This is a genomic window from Jongsikchunia kroppenstedtii DSM 45133 (assembly GCF_000380485.1).
GTDB classification, from domain to species: Bacteria; Actinomycetota; Actinomycetes; order Mycobacteriales; family Mycobacteriaceae; genus Jongsikchunia; species Jongsikchunia kroppenstedtii.
The window spans coordinates 1-16880 of record NZ_AQYG01000031.1 but is presented as its reverse complement, the minus strand read 5'-3'; the positions used below and the strand labels follow the sequence as shown (position 1 = coordinate 16880).

Annotated in this window: 19 protein-coding genes and 1 pseudogene; 2 read left to right on the top strand and 18 right to left on the bottom strand. The window is 67.1% G+C overall.

Annotated elements, in window-relative coordinates:
• Positions 1 to 8: 8 nt before the first annotated feature.
• The 9 genes from G341_RS0101685 to G341_RS22845 form a co-directional block, all read right to left on the bottom strand.
• Positions 9 to 269: a hypothetical protein gene (locus G341_RS0101685; protein ID WP_018177370.1), complete on the bottom strand. Its 261-nt coding sequence runs from the start codon at positions 267 to 269 to the stop codon at positions 9 to 11.
• 269 nt (positions 270 to 538) lie between these two features.
• Positions 539 to 1294, bottom strand: coding sequence for a YebC/PmpR family DNA-binding transcriptional regulator (locus tag G341_RS0101680; RefSeq protein WP_018177369.1), 756 nt, complete (start codon positions 1292 to 1294; stop codon positions 539 to 541).
• Between the two features lie 41 nt (positions 1295 to 1335).
• Positions 1336 to 1986: a pyridoxal 5'-phosphate synthase glutaminase subunit PdxT gene (gene pdxT, locus G341_RS20690; RefSeq protein ID WP_018177368.1), complete on the bottom strand. Its 651-nt coding sequence runs from the start codon at positions 1984 to 1986 to the stop codon at positions 1336 to 1338.
• Positions 1983 to 2813 carry an acyl-CoA thioesterase gene (locus tag G341_RS0101670; protein ID WP_018177367.1) on the bottom strand — a complete coding sequence of 277 codons (831 nt, stop codon included), beginning with the start codon at positions 2811 to 2813 and terminating at the stop codon, positions 1983 to 1985. Before G341_RS0101670 ends, pdxT begins: the two co-directional genes overlap by 4 nt.
• A gap of 68 nt (positions 2814 to 2881) precedes the next feature.
• Positions 2882 to 3376 carry a helix-turn-helix transcriptional regulator gene (locus G341_RS0101665; RefSeq protein ID WP_018177366.1) on the bottom strand — a complete coding sequence of 165 codons (495 nt, stop codon included), beginning with the start codon at positions 3374 to 3376 and terminating at the stop codon, positions 2882 to 2884.
• Positions 3377 to 3534: 158 nt separating this feature from the next.
• Positions 3535 to 4266 (bottom strand): FHA domain-containing protein, encoded by a 732-nt coding sequence (locus G341_RS0101660; RefSeq protein WP_018177365.1) that lies wholly within the window; start codon positions 4264 to 4266, stop codon positions 3535 to 3537.
• Positions 4266 to 5117: a PP2C family protein-serine/threonine phosphatase gene (locus G341_RS20685; RefSeq protein ID WP_018177364.1), complete on the bottom strand. Its 852-nt coding sequence runs from the start codon at positions 5115 to 5117 to the stop codon at positions 4266 to 4268. The genes G341_RS0101660 and G341_RS20685 overlap by 1 nt, the downstream gene beginning before the upstream one ends.
• Before the next feature lie 212 nt (positions 5118 to 5329).
• Positions 5330 to 5458, bottom strand: coding sequence for a hypothetical protein (locus G341_RS24260; RefSeq protein ID WP_281171087.1), 129 nt, complete (start codon positions 5456 to 5458; stop codon positions 5330 to 5332).
• 282 nt (positions 5459 to 5740) lie between these two features.
• A complete protein-coding gene (locus G341_RS22845) occupies positions 5741 to 6352 on the bottom strand; it encodes a TetR/AcrR family transcriptional regulator (protein WP_018177361.1) in 612 nt (203 codons plus the stop codon).
• Positions 6353 to 6461: 109 nt separating this feature from the next.
• On the opposite strand from G341_RS22845, the gene poxB reads away from it, so the two are divergent.
• On the top strand, positions 6462 to 7940 hold the full coding sequence (gene poxB / locus G341_RS0101635; RefSeq protein WP_018177360.1) for a ubiquinone-dependent pyruvate dehydrogenase: 1479 nt from the start codon (positions 6462 to 6464) through the stop codon (positions 7938 to 7940).
• 9 nt (positions 7941 to 7949) lie between these two features.
• Complete coding sequence (locus G341_RS0101630) at positions 7950 to 8807, top strand: SDR family NAD(P)-dependent oxidoreductase (RefSeq protein WP_018177359.1); 858 nt, start codon at positions 7950 to 7952, stop codon at positions 8805 to 8807.
• Positions 8808 to 8832: 25 nt separating this feature from the next.
• Here G341_RS0101630 and pdxS read toward each other — a convergent pair whose 3' ends face one another.
• The 9 genes and pseudogenes from pdxS to G341_RS0101585 all read right to left on the bottom strand — a co-directional run.
• Positions 8833 to 9765, bottom strand: a complete 933-nt coding sequence (gene pdxS, locus G341_RS0101625) for a pyridoxal 5'-phosphate synthase lyase subunit PdxS (protein ID WP_018177358.1) — start codon at positions 9763 to 9765, stop codon at positions 8833 to 8835.
• 135 nt (positions 9766 to 9900) lie between these two features.
• Positions 9901 to 10401, bottom strand: a pseudogene (locus tag G341_RS0101620) (LemA family protein); the annotation flags it as partial.
• Between the two features lie 14 nt (positions 10402 to 10415).
• On the bottom strand, positions 10416 to 11540 hold the full coding sequence (locus G341_RS0101615) for a glycosyltransferase family 4 protein (RefSeq protein WP_026303122.1): 1125 nt from the start codon (positions 11538 to 11540) through the stop codon (positions 10416 to 10418).
• Positions 11537 to 12496 carry a phosphatidylinositol mannoside acyltransferase gene (locus G341_RS20675; protein ID WP_018177355.1) on the bottom strand — a complete coding sequence of 320 codons (960 nt, stop codon included), beginning with the start codon at positions 12494 to 12496 and terminating at the stop codon, positions 11537 to 11539. The genes G341_RS0101615 and G341_RS20675 overlap by 4 nt, the downstream gene beginning before the upstream one ends.
• Positions 12496 to 13200 (bottom strand): phosphatidylinositol phosphate synthase, encoded by a 705-nt coding sequence (pgsA, locus tag G341_RS0101605; protein ID WP_018177354.1) that lies wholly within the window; start codon positions 13198 to 13200, stop codon positions 12496 to 12498. The genes G341_RS20675 and pgsA overlap by 1 nt, the downstream gene beginning before the upstream one ends.
• A 25-nt stretch (positions 13201 to 13225) precedes the next feature.
• A complete protein-coding gene (locus G341_RS0101600) occupies positions 13226 to 13819 on the bottom strand; it encodes an ATP adenylyltransferase (RefSeq protein WP_018177353.1) in 594 nt (197 codons plus the stop codon).
• Positions 13816 to 15867 (bottom strand): threonine--tRNA ligase, encoded by a 2052-nt coding sequence (thrS, locus tag G341_RS0101595; RefSeq protein WP_026303121.1) that lies wholly within the window; start codon positions 15865 to 15867, stop codon positions 13816 to 13818. Before thrS ends, G341_RS0101600 begins: the two co-directional genes overlap by 4 nt.
• A gap of 139 nt (positions 15868 to 16006) precedes the next feature.
• Entirely contained in the window at positions 16007 to 16483 is a 477-nt protein-coding gene (locus G341_RS0101590) for a TIGR02611 family protein (RefSeq protein ID WP_018177351.1), read from the bottom strand.
• 54 nt (positions 16484 to 16537) lie between these two features.
• Positions 16538 to 16880: IS5/IS1182 family transposase (locus tag G341_RS0101585; protein ID WP_026303119.1), on the bottom strand; the 343-nt coding region annotated here is incomplete at its 5' end.

Genomic DNA, 16880 nt, shown 5'->3' with positions numbered 1-16880 from the left:
CACGGCAGTCAGCGGGGGTAGACGCCGCGGGAGTCGAACTGTCCCGCGATTCGGCTGATCAGTTCTGCCGACCCCGCCCAGCCGACTGCCGGATGTTCGCCGACCACCTTGCCCCCGACCCGCACGACGACAATCCACGGCAGCCCGAACAGCATCCGGCCGAGCAGAACGAACGGGAGCAGCAACAGGAGCAGGAGAAACTCGGCCCCGAAGACGAGCATCAGGACCAGCGCCGGAATCACGACGATGCACACCAGAATCAGCAGCACGATTCAAATCGTCGGCACCGCCCCCGATGTCCGGCACACCGACCCCGTCAAGCCAGTTCCTCGCGGTGGTCCGGCGGCGCCACGGCAGCCAACGGCGCCGGACCGACCAACGGGTACCGTCCGCCATGTACCCAGACGCCATCGAGCCCTCCTCGCCGAAATCGGTTCGCCAGGAAGGCTATCCGTTCGGAAAGCACATGGCGACAACATCATTCACCGAGATGACAGACCCTCGGACCGGTCACACGTACGTCGTGCACAGCGTGCAGTCAGTCGTTCTCGAGTTCTGCGAGAACCTCGTCGCTGATGTCGACGTTCGAGTAGACGTTCTGCACGTCGTCCGAATCCTCGAGTGCGTCGATCAGCTTGAAGACCTTGCGGGCACCATCGGCGTCGACCGCGACCTCGACCGAGGCCCGGAAGCTCGCCTCCGCCGAGTCGTAGTCGATGCCGGCATCCTGCAGCGCGGTGCGAACGGCGACCAGATCGGTTGGCTCGCTGACGATTTCGAAGCTCTCACCGAGATCGGTGACTTCTTCGGCGCCGGCGTCCAGCACGGCCATCAGCACGTCGTCTTCGCTCTGGCCGGCCTTCTCCAGGGTCACCACGCCCTTACGGGTGAACAGGTAGGCAACCGAACCCGGGTCGGCCATGTTGCCGCCGTTGCGGGTCATCGCGGTACGGACCTCGCTGGCGGCACGGTTGCGGTTGTCGGTGAGGCACTCGATGAGCACGGCCACACCATTCGGGCCGTAGCCCTCGTACATGATGGTCTGCCAGTCGGCGCCGCCGGCCTCTTCGCCGCCGCCGCGCTTGCGGGCGCGCTCGATGTTGTCGTTGGGAACCGACGACTTCTTGGCCTTCTGGATCGCGTCGTAGAGCGTCGGGTTGCCCGAAGGGTCGCCACCGCCGGTCCGGGCCGCCACCTCGATGTTCTTGATCAGCTTCGCGAACATCTTGCCGCGCTTGGCGTCGATGACCGCCTTCTTGTGCTTGGTGGTAGCCCATTTGGAGTGGCCGCTCATGAGTCGCGAGACCCCTTTCGTGTGACGTGCGAGGGTCGATATTACTCGCGTGCCGGATCGGACTGGTCAGCGCGCCGAATCGGGTTTTCGGCCGCCGCGGCGCGAACCATATCGACAAAGTACTGGTGGATGCGGTGATCGCCGGTCACCTCTGGATGGAACGACGTCGCCAGCACCGATCCGCTGCGCACGGCGACGATGTGTCCGGCCGCCGGGCCGGTCGGCACCGACGCGAGGATCTTCACGTCCGCCCCGGCCCGCTCGACCCACGGTGCCCGGATGAACACCGCTCGCACCGGCCCCCCGTCGATCCCCTCGATATCGAGGTCGGTCTCGAAGGATTCGACCTGACGCCCGAACGCGTTGCGGCGCACGGTGATGTCGAGCGCGTCCAGATGCTGTGCGTCGGGACGGGTATCGAGGACTTCGCTGGCCAGCATGATCATCCCGGCGCACGATCCATAGGCGGGCAGCCCGGCGGCCAGCTTGGCCCGCAGCGGCTGCAGCAGATCGAGGACCGTGAGCAGCCGGCTCATCGTGGTCGACTCACCGCCCGGGATCACCAGTCCGTCGATGATGTCCAGTTCGGCTACCCGGCGCACCGGGATCGCCTCGGCGCCACAACTGTTCAGGGCCGCGATATGTTCGCGTACGTCGCCCTGCAGGGCGAGCACGCCGATCGTTGGGGTCATGCCTTGCCCAGCCGCGGGTCGAGCGGACGGTAGAGGCCCTCCTGCACCACGGCTGCGATCAGCTGGCCGTCCGCGGTGAAGATCCGGCCCTGGGTCAGCGCACGCGCGCCGCCGCCCGACGGCGACGTCTGGTCATACAGCAGCCACTCGTCGGCCCGGAACGGGCGAAGGAACCACATCGCGTGATCGAGTGACGCGGTCTGCACCTCTGCGTCAGGATGCGCCGGACGCGCCGAGCCGAGCAACGTCATGTCGCTCATGTAGGCGAGCGTGCAGACGTGGAACACCGGATCATCGGGCAGCGCGATCTTGGATTTGAACCAAACCCGTTGCTGTGAGGCGGCGTACGGATTGGTGACAACCTGGTCCTTGGGCACGATGCGCACGTCGAAATGCTCGAACTCCGCTTCCCACAGCCCATCCTCCGACGCGGGATCGGGCAGCCGTAACTCATCGGGCATCGGCACCGGCGGCATCTTGTCCTGGTGCTCCAGGCCCTCCTGCGGCACCTGGAACGACGCCGACATGGAGAAGATGGTCTCTCCGTTCTGGATCGCGTTCACTCGGCGGGTGATGAACGACCGGCCGTCGCGCAGCCGGTCGACCAGGTACACCGTCGGCTGGTCGGACTTTCCGGGGCGCAGGAAGTATCCATGCAGTGAGTGCACCTGGTACGCGGGATCGACTGTGCGCGTTGCCGATACCAGCGACTGGCCGGCCACCTGCCCGCCGAACGTCCGCACCAGCTTGCTCGGGATCGGGTGACCGCGATAGATATCGCGTTCGACCTGTTCTAGCTGGAGGATCTCTTCGATCGGAGCTGCCATGCGGTCATTATTGCCGACTCAGGCGACGGCGCAGGCGACTGGGCGATCTGCGCCGGATCGTGGCCAATTCACAGGTCGTCGAGGGAGACCAGACCGTCCTGGATCGCCCGCGCCACCAGGGCCGCTTTGGTCGATGCCGGGCGCCCGACGTCGGTGTACTTGACCCGGATCCGCGCGAGGTGGGTGTTGACCGTACCGAGCGAAATGTACAGCGCCTTGGCCACTTCCGACTTCGAGTCGAGATCGAGCCAGGTGCGCAGCACCTCGATCTCCCGATCCGACAACCGTGGCTTCGGCCGCTCGACGGTGTCGGCATCGGCCGAGTCGGCGACCGACAGGGCGGGCATGCAGGTGCCGGCCACCGATACTGACCGCAGATGCGAGCGCTGGGTGCCGACAGTCATCTGGCCCGGCAGCGGCCGGCCGGCGACGGCCGCGCCACGCGGCGCCATGCCGGGCAGCGGCATGCTGCGCTGACGCAGCGCCGCCAGCGCCTCGTCCCGGGTCATCCGGCGCCGCGACGGGGTGGTGTTGTAGCTGAAATCGCTGTGCAGAACCGTCATCGTCTCGCTCCTCAAATGCTGTCGCGGTGGTCTGTGGCCACCGTCTCCGGCTGAACTGAGAATGAGATTATGAGTGCCGCGCAGGAGTGTCGATGGGCAGAACTACCCATGCTGTTTGCGCAGCTCAGAGGGCACTTTTGCGGCGGACTGCGCGCCGACTACCCGGCGTCGGGATCGGCGGCGTTGCGCTGCGCCTCGGCGTCGATCATCGGCAGGTCCGCACGGGTCACCAGACGCGAGGACACCGCGTATTCGACCAGCTTGGCGCGCCGATTGGTGGCCAGACGGCCGCCGCCGGCCCGCATGCCCGACACCCCCATCTGATCGAACTTGTCGCAGACGTTGTCGAGCTTGCGGTTGAACTTGGTGATCGACCATCCGAGCCGCTTCGCCGCCGCGGACGACGACGGGATCGCGCTGGCGCCGGTGCCATCGCGTCGCAGGATCTCCTCGGCGAGCACGACGATCAGGACCTTCTGACTGTCGGTCAGGGTCGGCACGCCGATCGTGGCCTGCCCAGTGCTGACCGCCGTCGGCTGCGTCGTCGCGAACTCCGAAGAGCCGGAATGGATTTCGACCTCGTAGGTGGTCGGTCCGGCGGTGAACACGACGATCGTCACACCGAACACGAGCGGCATCCGGGCCCCGGGCGCCAATGTCGCGGAGAAGCCGGCGTCGCCGGCGGACACGCTGGCCGACAGCCGCGAGCCCACGTTCGACAACCACCAGAGCCCGTCGTCGTTGTGCACCTTGAGGAATCGACGATGCAGATACGGGTTGTCGTCGACATCCAGATCGGCCTCGCGACCGATGTGGAACGGCATCTGCGGATCGACGTCGAAACGCTCACCGCAGTATTCGACGAACGTCTCCGCGGCCTCGGCTGCCACTACTCGGCCTCGGCGGCCGATTCCGTTGCGGCCGCGGCTTCGTCGTCATCGGCAGCCTCGGTCGCCGCCGTCTCCTCCTCTGCGCCGAGCACGTCCGCCACGATGATCGTGATGTTGTCACGACCGCCGCCGGCCAGCGCGGCGGCGACCAGGGCCGCGGCCGCATCGGCCGGGTCCTCGTTCGCCGACAGCAGCTCGCCGATCTGCTCGTCCTCGACCTCGCCGGTCAATCCGTCCGAGCAGATCAGCAGGCGTTCGCCGGGCGTCACCGGTACCGCGAAGAAGTCCGCATCCGGTTCCATTCCCGCGCCCAGCGCCCGGGTGATCACGTTGCGGCGCGGATCGACTCGAGCCTGTTCGGCCGTGATGAATCCGGCGTCGACGAGCTCCTGCACCTGCGAATGATCCTGCGTGACCTGTTCCAGCACCCCGCCGAGCAGCCGGTAGGTCCGCGAGTCACCAATGTTCAGCACCAGCCATTGGGGCTCGCCATTCTCGATGACCAAGATCGCGCCGGTGACGGTGGTGCCGGCATGCCGGCCCGAGTCGGTGTCGATGCCCTCGATGTCGCTCTGCGCGGCCTGCAGCCGCTCGACCACGCTGGCACGGGTCTTCTCCAGGTCGTCGATGTCGACATCGGCGAGCGAATTCAGCGCTGCCGCACTGGCGATCTCACCGCAGTCGTGCCCGCCCATGCCGTCAGCCAACAACAACGACCCGGCCCCCACGAACGCCGCGTCCTCGTTGGTCTCGCGGACCAGTCCCACGTCGCTCACTGCAGCCCAGCGCAGTGTCAACTCGCCGACCTCGATCGTCCCCGCGCGCGCCTCATCGCGCACCAAGGAGTTCATCGACTCTCGCTCACATTCCCGCCTATCGAATTCACCCAGGTTCTGCCGACCATCAACATGACCGCGTCCACAAACAATAATTGGATCACAGCCAATGACATCGGATTGTCGACTGTCCGGATGTCGGACGGCCGGCCAGGGCATGCGCCGGATCAGCGCGCGAACGAGTAGCACCGTGGGACGGAACCGAAAGCCGGCCGCTCAGCCGGCTTTCACCACGATCCGCCGGTGATCAGCGTCCACACCCCGCCGACTGCGTACATACCGATGAATGCCATCGTGGCAATGGGATTGCCGTTCAGGTATCCGTCGCGAATCCACTCCATCATGTCGACTGACAAGACGCCCAACCTCTCCGTGCGGCTCGAACCGGGTTAATCACCTTATTCGGGCAGACGTTACCCAGTCGCCGACTCGCTCGTGGTCGAAATTTCGGACCGCTCACGAATAAAGATCGCTCGCGGACAAACCTCGTGAACAAGCGCTGCGCCGAATCCCGGGTTTACCAAACACATTCGGCGGGCCGGTACGGCTGCGGGGCCTGCTCGATGTCGACGCGATGAAACGACGGTGCCGCGATTGCGAGAGGCCGATGACGGGTACCGCCACAACGGCATGGATGCCTAGTCGACTCCCCACCGAACCTGCTCCGCGGTTGGTGCCCGGCGCGACAACGGGTCGCGCCGGAAGGCGGCGGCGACCCGCTCGGCCGCCTCGTGGGGACTACCGCCCACGCGCGCCCTGCCCCGGATGGCGCACACCGCCAGGAGCACAGCCTCGTCGCCGGCCAGGAGGACGTCGTCGTGGTCCTGCGGCAGGCCCAGGGACTGCGCGAACGCGGGCCAGAGCAGGGCGGGCAGGTCCTCGTTCGCTTCCAGCCACACCCGGCGCAGCGCAGGAACTGCGAGCACGATCTGCATGAGGTGGTCCTCCCAGGCGACGCTCCCAGCCCAGAAGGATTCGCCGAACGCATCGACGACGGCCTCGATGTGATCCGGTGCGCCGCCGGCGAGGCGACGCGACAGGGCATCGGCGAAGCGGCGGTTGCCGGCGTCCAGCAGGGGCCGCAGGCTCTCAGCCTTCGTCGGGAAATACCGGAAAAAGGTGCGCTCGGAGAGTCCGGACGCGGCAACCAGTACCTGGGTCGGCGCGTCGCCGTCGTGCTCGTGGAACGCCTGCGCACAGCGCAGGGAGATCTCCAGCAGACTCTCCGAGGACAGGCGGGGACGTGCCATGGGACCAACTCTAGATCTTTAGCGCTGGTTACTGCCATTATTGGTCTGCAGGGGCTTACGCGCGTGCACCGAGTCGCGGGAGGCCATCGCCACAATCGGAAGGAATCCCATGCGCAACCGCAGCCGGGTTCCGGTCCTGGCGATCGCCGCCCAGATCCCGGGAGTCGAGATCGGCAGCACCTACTTCCAGGAGACTCATCCGCAGGACCTGTTCCGGGAGGCCTCCGTATACACGGAACTGGTCAGCTACTCGGAGCAGCTGCCGCATGTGCTCCAGGCCGCGATGCGCACGGCGGTCGAGAAGCGTGGCGTCGCCGTGATCGTCATCCCCGGCGAGATCTTCCTCAAGGAGGCACCGGCCGGGCGCGGGTCCGCGCCGATCACGTACTCGCCGCGGGTGATCCGCCCGGCGCACGCTGAGCTGAGCAAGGCCGCCGACCTGCTCAACGACGCCAAGAGCGTGACCATCCTCGGCGGAGCGGGCACCGAGGGCGCGCACGGCCAAGTGATCGAACTCGCCCGGAAGCTGAGGGCACCGATCGTGCATGCCCTGCGCGGCAAGGAGTTTCTCGAGTACGACAACCCCTACGACGTCGGCATGACCGGCCTGCTCGGCTTCTCCTCCGGCTACAAAGCGATGGAGAGCTGCGACGTGCTGCTGATCCTTGGCAGCGACTTCCCTTACCGGCAGTTCTACCCGTCGAAGGCGACGATCATTCAGGTCGATATCCGCGGCGAGAACCTCGGCCGCCGCACCCCTATCGACCTGGGCCTGGTCGGCAGCGTGACAGACACCATCGACGCGCTCCTGCCGCTGCTGGAGGAACAGACCAACAGCAAGCACCTCGACTCGTCGACCAAGCACTACGCACGGGCCCGGAAAGAGCTGGACGAGCTCGCCACCAACGACAAGAACCGCACACCCATCCACCCCCAGTACGTCGCCAGGCTCATCAGTGACCTCGCGACCGACGACGCGGTGTTCATCCCCGATGTCGGTTCCCCCACCGTGTGGGCAGCCCGATACCTGACGATGAACGGCAAGCGGAGACTGATCGGTTCGTTCAACCACGGCACCATGGCCAACGCGCTCCCCCACGCGGTCGGCGCGCAGTGCGCGTTCCCGGACCGTCAGGTCGTCGCCCTGGCCGGGGACGGCGGGCTGGCGATGCTGCTCGGCGAGCTGCTCACCGTGCGGCAGCTGAAGCTCCCGGTGAAGCTTGTGGTGTTCAACAACTCCTCGCTCAACTTCGTCGAACTGGAAATGAAGGCCGCCGGGTTCGTCAACTACGGCACCGAGCTGGACAATCCGGACTTCGCCGCACTGGCCAACTCGATCGGCATCCACGGCCAGCGCGTCGAGCAGCCGGACGACCTCGAGGACGCGCTGCGGACCGCGTTCGCCCACGACGGCCCGGCTCTGGTCGACGTGGTCACCGCCCGACAGGAGCTGTCCATCCCCCCGACCATCACCGCGGCCCAGGCCAAGGGTTTCACCCTGTACGCCCTGCGCACCGTGCTATCCGGCCGCGGCGACGAGATCGTCGACCTCGCCGAGACGAACCTGCTCCGCCGACTCTTCGACTGAAGGAAAACGATGGACGAGAACAACAAGGTCGTGGTCATCACCGGCGCCGCGCGCGGGATCGGACGGGCCACGGCGGTCGCGTTCGCCGAGGCCGGCTACGACGTGGCAGGAGCCGACATCGCGGCGCAGGCCAGTGCGGCGATGGACTACGCGCCGGCCACCGAGGCAGACCTCGCCGAGACCGGGCGGCTCGTCGAACGGGCCGGCGGAGCCTGGCTGTCGGTCGTCTTCGACCAGCGCGACCGGGCGGCCGTGAAAACGGGATTCGACGAGGTCGTGAACCACTTCGGGGGCATCGACGTCGTCTTTGCCAATGCCGGTGTCCAGGGCTTCGCGTCCTTGACGCAGATGAGTGACGAGCTCTGGGACGACCAGATAGACATCAACCTCACCGGCACCGCGAACGTGCTGCGGACCGCCGCCCCGCTGCTGATCGAGCGAGGCGGCGGACGGATCATCGTCACCTCCTCCACCCAGGGCCAGCACGGCACCCTCGAAGGTGCCGGCTACTCGGCCTCCAAGTGGGGACTGATCGGGCTGATGAAATCCGCTGCCCTGGACCTCGGCGAACACGGCATCACCGTCAACGCCGTCATCCCCGGGCTCATCAACACCGCCCTGACACGGCACGAGGATCGGTACGCCCAGATCATCCGCACCGGCGGCCACGAGCCCACCGGCGACGTCGAGAAGGATGAGCAGACCGCGGCCGACGCCCAGCGCGCCAAGCTCCCCCTGGGCGTGCCCTGGGTCGAGCCGGAGGACGTCGCGCCGTTGGTCGTGTTCCTCGCTTCCGAGGGGGCACGCATGGTGACCGGCACCAGCTTCGCGGCCACTGGCGGCGACAGCGCCAACATCACGGCGTGAGAGGACGACCGTGACGGAGTAGCAGTTACCAGCCGCGCTCGGCGAGCCGGTGCGGCTGCGGGATCTCCTCGACGTTGATGCCGACCATCGCCTCGCCCAGCCCGCGCGACACCTTGGCCAGCACGTCCGGGTCATCGTGGAAAGTGGTGGCCTGCACGATGGCGGCGGCACGCTGCTCGGGGTTGCCCGACTTGAAGATGCCGGAGCCGACGAACACGCCCTCGGCGCCGAGCTGCATCATCATCGCGGCGTCGGCCGGGGTGGCGATGCCGCCGGCGGTGAACAGCACGACCGGCAGCTTGCCGGCCTCGGCGACCTCGCGGACCAGCTCGTACGGCGCCTGCAGTTCCTTGGCGGCGACGTACAGCTCGTCAGCGGGCAGTGCGGCCAGTGCGGCGATCTCCTGGCGGATCTTGCGCATGTGGGTGGTGGCGTTGGACACGTCACCGGTGCCGGCCTCGCCCTTCGAGCGAATCATGGCCGCGCCCTCGGTGATTCGGCGCAGTGCCTCGCCGAGGTTGGTGGCGCCGCAGACGAACGGAACGGTGAAGTTCCACTTGTCGATGTGGTTGGTGTAGTCGGCCGGGGTGAGCACCTCGGACTCGTCGATGTAATCGACGCCGAGGCTCTGCAGGATCTGCGCCTCGACGAAGTGGCCGATGCGCGCCTTGGCCATCACCGGGATCGAGACGGCGTTGATGATGCCGTCGATCATGTCCGGGTCACTCATGCGCGAGACGCCGCCCTCGGCGCGGATGTCGGCCGGAACCCGCTCCAACGCCATCACGGCCACGGCACCGGCGTCCTCGGCGATCTTTGCCTGATCGGGGGTGACGACGTCCATGATCACGCCGCCCTTGAGCATCTCGGCCATTCCGCGCTTCACCCGGCCGGTGCCGGTGACAGCACCCGCCTGCGGATCAGTGGTGGTCTCGGGCGAAGTCTGCTCACTGCTCACGGGACGTGGATCTCCTTGTTGCTGATGGTTGCGGTTTCCCGCATCCGGGGCTAATACCACCCATTTTAGGTGTCCGGGTCGATCTGACGAAAACGGCGATCATCCCGGTTTTATCGGCATCAATACCGCTGGTCAGGCCGCCGGGGCGCGCTCGACGATCTCGAAGTAGGCCGGCCGCGGTGCGGTACCGCCCAATCGCAGCAGCCGCACCGGCCGCCGGGTGCGCAGGGCCAGCGTGTCGCGGACGGCGTCGTTGTAGAACCGCCGCGCGATGGATACGCGGGTGTCGGCGTCGGCGAGCTCGGCGACCAGCTGCGGTCGCAGGGTCTGCGGATCGATCGGCGCCAGCGCGGCCGACAGCGCGTTCTCGGCGACCTCCCGGTCGATCCGTTCGGCGCGTTCGGCGCGGTCGGCGGCGGCGGCCAGCGTCTTGCCCTCCGGCCCCAGCCCCGACGCGATGGTGCGGGTGACCACGGCCCGGCGGGCCAACGCCGCGTCGAGGGACTGCCAGGCCAGGTCGACTCGCACGTGCAGCCGGTCGAGCCGGTTCGCCGTCTTGTACGCCCAGCCGAGCGCCGCCACGACCACCAGCACGACGATGGCGGTCACCAGGACCGTCAGCGCGGAAACAGTCATCGAACCCAACCCATTCAGTTACTCACTCCCACTTTGTCGGCACCGATCGTCACCGTCTCATACACCCGCAGAATCTGATCCGCGACGACCGACCAGTCGTAGCGGCCCGCCCGAATGTGGCCGGCCGCGACCAGTTCGGCGCGCCGGTCGTCGTCTTCGAGGACCGACAGGATGCCGCGTGCCAACGCGGGGCCGCTGCCGATCTCGCAGAGCACGCCGGCCCGGCCGTCATCGAGCACCCGGCGGAACGCGTCGAGCTCGCTGGCCACCACTGCGGCGCCGGCGGCCAGCGCCTCCACCAGAACGATGCCGAAGCTCTCGCCGCCGAGGTTCGGCGCGCAGTAGACATCGACCGATGCCAGCGCCCGGGCCTTGGTGGCGTCGTCGACCTGGCCGAGGAACACCAGATGCTGCGCGAGGTCACCCGCCTTGCGCCGCAACGCCTTTTCGTGCCCGCCACCGACGATCAGCACCTTGAGATCGGGGAACTTCGCGACGACCTCCGGCAGCGCCCGCAGCAGCACGTCGACACCCTTGCGCGGCTCGTCGTAGCGCCCGAGGAACAGGATCGACCGCCCGGGCCACGGGAATCCGTCGAGCGGCTCCGCATTCTCGAATGCCCCGACGTTGACACCGTTCGGAATCTCCAGCGCGTCCGAGCCGAGTGCCTCCATCTGCCATCGGCGAGCCAGCTCCGACACGGCGATCTTGCCGACGATGCGCTCGTGATAGGGCCGCAGAACTCCCTGAAAGATACTGAGCCACATCGACTTCGTCGTCGAGGTGTGGAAGGTGGTGACGATCGGGCCGTCGGCCACCATCAGGGAGAGCATGGAGATGCTCGGCGCGTTCGGCTCGTGCACATGCAGTACGTCGAACTCGCCCTCGCGCAACCATTTCCGCAACCGGTGGTAGGCCTGGGGCCCGAAGTTCACCCGGGACACCGACCCGTTGTACGGGATCGCCAGCGCCGGCCCGACCGACACTACATAGTCCGGCAGCACCAGCGTGTCCCCGGACGGCGCGAGCACGCTCACCTCGTGGCCGCGTTCGATGAACACCTGCGCCAGCTCGACGACATGGGCCTGTACGCCGCCCGGCACGTCGAAGGAGTACGGGCAGATCATTCCGATCCTCACCGCATCGGCTCCCTATTGGAATCCGTGTGGCTGCTGGAATCCGGCTGGCGATCCACGTCGGCGAGACGGGCACGCCGCTCGGGCGACCAGTCGGACTCCCAGAACGGCTGCAGCATGTGCCAATCGGCAGGATGCTTGGCGATATTCGCCGCGAACGCATCGGCCAACCGCTGGGTGGTCGGCCCGATTCCGCCGCTGAGGTCAAGGGGCTCAAAGCATTCCAGACGCGACCGGGCGCCGTCGCCGAACGAATGATGGACGGGCATCAGCGATGCGCCGGTCTCCAGCGCGAGTTTGGCGGCGCCCGCCGGCATCCGAGTGCGTTCGCCGAACATGGTCACCGGCACGCCGCGAGCGTTGAGATCGCGTTCGCCCATGAGGCAGATGATCTTTCCGGCGCGCAGGCGTTCGGCCAGCGCCGCGAACGGCGGCTGCTCGCCGCCGGACAGCGGGAAGATCTCGAAGCCGAGGCTCTCGCGGTAGGCGACGAACTTGCGGAACAGTGACTCCGGCTTCAGCCGTTCGGCGACGGTCGCGAAGGTGCCGCAGTGCTGCACCAGCCACACGCCGGCCATGTCGTAGTTTCCGCTGTGCGGCAACGCGAAGATCAGCCCCTTGCCCTTGCGGACCTCGGCTTCGAACATCGCGATCTCAGCGTCGGTGATGTGCACATTCGCGGCCGCTTCGGCGAAGTCCATCGACGGCAACCGGAACGCCTCGTACCAGTAGCGCGCGTACGACCGCATCGCGTCGCCGATGAGCTGGTCCGGGACGCCGTCCGGCGTCGTCGCGAGCACTCGAGCCAGGTTCTTGCGCAGCTGCTCGGGACCACCGCCGCGGGCCGCCGCGGTACCGCCCAGGTCGAATGCCTTGCGGGCCACCGGGTCCGGCAGATGTCGAACGGCGGCCCAACCGGCGCCGTAGCCCCAGTCGGTCAGCTGCTCGCCGAGCGACATCAGGCGGGATCCGCCGGCTTGTCGTCGGCCTCGTCCGTCACTGCGGCGTCCGTCGCCACGTCGTCGTCCGAAGTCACCGCTCCCTTGATCGGCAGCAGTTCGGTGGCGCCGGGGCTGTGGTAGATCGACCACATCCGCTGGAAGACGGTGATGACGCTGCCGACCGCGAGGATCCACGCCGCGACGTGGATGGCCCACCACAGGCCGAGTCCGGTGAAGCCGGCGCCGACCAGGATGATGATCAGCCGATCGGGCCGCTCGATCAGACCGCCGTCGCCGTTGAGCCCGCTGGCCTCCGCGCGCGCCTTGGCGTACGAAATCACCTGCGAGGTCACCAGACACACCATCAGCAGGACGAACAGGATCTCGTGCGGCTTGTGGACGATGGCCCACCAGCCGAGTCCGGCGAAGATCGCGCCGTCGGCGATCCGGTCGCAGGTGGCGTCGAGCACGGCGCCGAATCTCGTTCCGCCACCGCGTGCCCGGGCCATCGCGCCGTCGAGCATGTCGAACATCACGAAGAACCAGATGACCATGGTTCCCCAGAACAGTTCGCCCATCGGGAACAGCGTGACGGCCGCGGCGATCGAGGCGACGGTGCCGATCAGCGTCATGCCGTCCGGCGTCAGCCCCGTCTTGAGCAACGCGCGTCCCATCGGCAGCGTCACCTTGGACACCGATGCGCGGCCCAGCACACTCAGCATGGCCCTGCCCCAATCATGATGGTCGTCATGCCGGCGCTCCCCCGACCTTGTCCCAGGCCTCGGCCAGCAGCCGCCGAGTATCCCGCAGCAGTTGCGGGACGACCTTGGTGCCGGCGATGACGGTGATGTAGTTGGCGTCGCCGGTCCACCGCGGAACGATGTGCTGATGCAGGTGGTCGGCCAGCGAACCGCCGGCGGCCGCACCGAGATTGATCCCGACGTTGAACGCATCCGGGTTCGACACCGACTTGATCGCGCGGATCAGGCGCTGGGTGAACGCCATCAGTTCGGCGCTCTCGGCCGGGGTCAGCTCCTCCAGCTCCGAGACCTGCCGATACGGCACGACCATCGCGTGACCGGGGTTGTACGGGTACAGATTCAGGACCGCGTAGACATGCTCGCCACGGGCGACGATCAGCCCTTCCTCATCGGACATCTTGGGGATATCGAGGAACGGATGCGACGAGCCCTTCGCCGGCGCGGCACCCTGCGCGGTGACCTCCGCTGTCTCCGTGATCTCCGACGCGATGTATGACATGCGGTGCGGATTCCAGATGCGCTGCAGGCGATCCGGGATTCCGACGCCGCTGTCGTTGATCACATCGTCCGAGTCGCTCATTCGTCGACCCCGATCAGCTCGGCGGTCGGCGACTCGTTGCGGCGCGACGCGACCCACTGCGCGGTCAGCTCGACCGCCCGATCCACCGGAACACCGTTGACCTGGGTGCCGTCGCGGAACCGGAAGCTGACCGCGCCCGCCTCGACGTCGCGCTCACCGGCCAGCAGCATGAACGGCACCTTGCCGGTGGTGTGGTTGCGGATCTTCTTCTGCATGCGGTCGTCGGAGTAGTCGACCTCGGCACGCACACCCCGCGACTTCAGCTGCGCCACAACGCCCGCCAGATGATCGGCGAAGGTGTCGGCCACCGGGATGCCCACCACCTGAACCGGCGACAGCCAGGCCGGGAAGGCGCCCGCGTAGTGCTCGGTGAGCACGCCGAAGAACCGCTCGATGGAGCCGAAGAGGGCGCGGTGGATCATCACCGGGCGCTGCTTGGTGCCGTCCGACGAGGTGTATTCGAGCTGGAAGCGCTCGGGCAGATTGAAGTCGAGCTGGATCGTCGACATCTGCCAGGTGCGGCCCAGCGCATCCTTGGCCTGCACCGAGATCTTCGGCCCGTAGAACGCGGCGCCGCCCGGATCCGGGACCAGCTCGAGCCCGGATGCCTGCGCCACCTCGCGGAGCGTCTCGGTCGCCTCCTCCCAGACCTCGTCGGACCCGACGTACTTCTTCGGATCCTTGGTCGACAATTCGAGGTAGAAGTCGTCGAGGCCGTAGTCCTTGAGCAGCGACAGCACGAATTCCAAAGTGCTGGTGAGCTCGTCGCGCATCTGCTCCTTGGTGCAGTAGATGTGCGCATCGTCCTGCGTCATGCCGCGGACCCGGGTCAGGCCGTGGATCACGCCGGACTTCTCATAGCGATACACCGAGCCGAACTCGAAGAGCCGCAACGGGAGTTCGCGATAGCTGCGGCCCCGCGCCCCGAAGATCAGGTTGTGCATCGGACAGTTCATCGGCTTGACGTAGTAGTCCTGCCCCGGCTTGCGCAGGGTGCCGTCCTCGTCGTACTCCGCGTCGAGATGCATCGCCGGGAACATGCCGTCCCGGTACCAGTCCAGGTGGCCGGAGACCTCGTAGAGCGTGCCCTTGGTGATGTGCGGGGTGTTGACGAACTCGTAGCCGGCCTCGACGTGCCGCTGCCGCGAGTACTGCTCCATCTCGGTCCGGATGATGCCGCCCTTGGGATGGAAAACCGGTAGGCCCGAACCCAATTCGTCGGGGAAGCTGAACAGATCCAGCTCCGCGCCCAGCTTGCGGTGGTCGCGTCGTTCGGCCTCGGCCAGCAGCGTCAGGTATTCCTCCTGCGCCTCCGGGGTCTCCCAGGCCGTGCCGTACACGCGCTGCAGATCGGCATTGTCCTGGTTGCCGCGCCAATAGGCGGCGGAACTGCGGGTGAGCTTGAAGGCCGCGATGTACTTGGTGGTCGGCACATGCGGGCCGCGGCACAGATCGCCCCAGATCCGTTCGCCGGTCCGGGGATTCAGGTTGTCGTAGGCAGTGAGCTCGGCGCCGCCGACCTCCATCACCTCACTGTCGTCGGCCGCGCCCTTGTCGTCGATCAGCTCGAGCTTGAAGGGCTCGGATGCCAGCTCGGCGCGTGCCTCGTCCTTGGACTCGTACACGCGACGCGAAAACCGCTGCCCTGACTTGATGATCTTCTTCATCTGCTTCTCGAGCGCGGCGAGATCGTCCGGGGTGAACGGATCCTCGACGTCGAAGTCGTAGTAGAAGCCGTCGGCGATCGGCGGGCCGATGCCCAAGCGAGCCTTCGGATTCAGCTCCTGCACCGCCTGGGCGAGGACGTGCGCCGCCGAATGCCGGATCACGCTCCGTCCGTCCTCGGTATTCGCGGCCACCGGCTCGACGTCCGCGTCGACCTCCGGCGCCCACGACAGATCTTTCAGGTCGCCGTTGGCGTCACGGACGACCACGATGGCCTCGGCGCCCTTGTTCGGGTAGTCCAGCTCGCGCAGCGCCGCACCCGCGGTCGTCCCGGCCGGCACCCGGATCGAACCGGCGCGTTGCGGGGCGGGATTGTCAGGCACAGTGGAACTCCTCGACTGGTTGCGGTGTGACTGGCTGCGGGTGGACAGACCACCGCTGATGGTATCGGTCCTGCTCGACCGGGCTGAACCCAGTTTCGTCCCGATCTGCCGACGATGCAGCATCGAGCCGGCGACGCGGTCAGAACAGTGGGCTCGCCAGCCATTCCCAATGGATGCCGACCCACCCGGCGACCAGGTTCAACGCGTCCAGCAGCCATAGTGTCGCCAGCACGACCGCGCAGGTGAACAGGCCGAAGAGGATCTGGATGACCAGGCCGGCGCGGGACATCCACGCCATGAACCGGTCGTACTTGCTCTTGACGAACTGCAGCACGTGATGCGCCCATGCGAATTCACTGGCGAGAATCGCCAGCCCGGTGAACACGATCAACCAGCCCGGACCCGGATACGGGATCGCGACGATTCCGCCGGCGAGCACGACGGTGCCCACGACACCTACCGAGACCCGGTACGCGGTGTTGAGCACCGGTCGTTCGCGAATCCGCTCGCGCCGGTGCGCGGCGGCGCCGACCACCCGGTCCTTCAGGCGTGCGATCGGCCCGCGCCGCGTCAATTGTTTCGACGAGGCGCCAGTGACGGACTTGGTGACGGGCACTCCACCAGCCTAGAGAAAATCGGACAATCCGGCTCGTGTCGGCCCTTCCTGCAGCTAGGGCGTGTCTCCTAATAGGCGTGTCCAGCGGAGGCATGCCTGTAGGACCACGGCGGCTCGGTAGGTGATGGCGAGTTTGTCGTAGCGGGTGGCCAGGGCGCGCCACTGCTTGGTGTCGTTGAAGGAACGCTCAATAACGTTGCGGCCCTTGTAAAGGACTGCATCGAAAGCAGGAGGCCGCCCACCGGTGGAGCCTTTGCGTTTGCGGGCGTCGGTCTCGGTGCTCTTCTGCGGGATAACGGTCTTGATGCCGCGGCCAGCGAGCATCCGCCGGTTCACCCCGTTGGTGTAGGCCCGATCGGCGATCACCGCGTCCGGGCGGGTACGCGGACGGCCAGGG

Bases quoted from the DNA above. Each gene is read 5' to 3' on its own strand.
- G341_RS20675 (WP_018177355.1), bottom strand. From the start codon at position 12,496: ATGTCGCTCGGCGAGCAGCTGACCGACTGGGGCTACGGCGCCGGTTGG.
- poxB (WP_018177360.1), top strand. From the start codon at position 6,462: ATGCGCAACCGCAGCCGGGTTCCGGTCCTGGCGATCGCCGCCCAGATC.
- G341_RS0101630 (WP_018177359.1), top strand. From the start codon at position 7,950: ATGGACGAGAACAACAAGGTCGTGGTCATCACCGGCGCCGCGCGCGGG.
- G341_RS0101600 (WP_018177353.1), bottom strand. From the start codon at position 13,819: ATGAGCGACTCGGACGATGTGATCAACGACAGCGGCGTCGGAATCCCG.
- G341_RS20685 (WP_018177364.1), bottom strand. From the start codon at position 5,117: ATGAACTCCTTGGTGCGCGATGAGGCGCGCGCGGGGACGATCGAGGTC.
- G341_RS0101680 (WP_018177369.1), bottom strand. From the start codon at position 1,294: ATGAGCGGCCACTCCAAATGGGCTACCACCAAGCACAAGAAGGCGGTC.
- pgsA (WP_018177354.1), bottom strand. From the start codon at position 13,200: ATGCTGAGTGTGCTGGGCCGCGCATCGGTGTCCAAGGTGACGCTGCCG.
- pdxT (WP_018177368.1), bottom strand. From the start codon at position 1,986: ATGACCCCAACGATCGGCGTGCTCGCCCTGCAGGGCGACGTACGCGAA.
- G341_RS0101665 (WP_018177366.1), bottom strand. From the start codon at position 3,376: ATGACGGTTCTGCACAGCGATTTCAGCTACAACACCACCCCGTCGCGG.
- G341_RS0101670 (WP_018177367.1), bottom strand. From the start codon at position 2,813: ATGGCAGCTCCGATCGAAGAGATCCTCCAGCTAGAACAGGTCGAACGC.
- G341_RS22845 (WP_018177361.1), bottom strand. From the start codon at position 6,352: ATGGCACGTCCCCGCCTGTCCTCGGAGAGTCTGCTGGAGATCTCCCTG.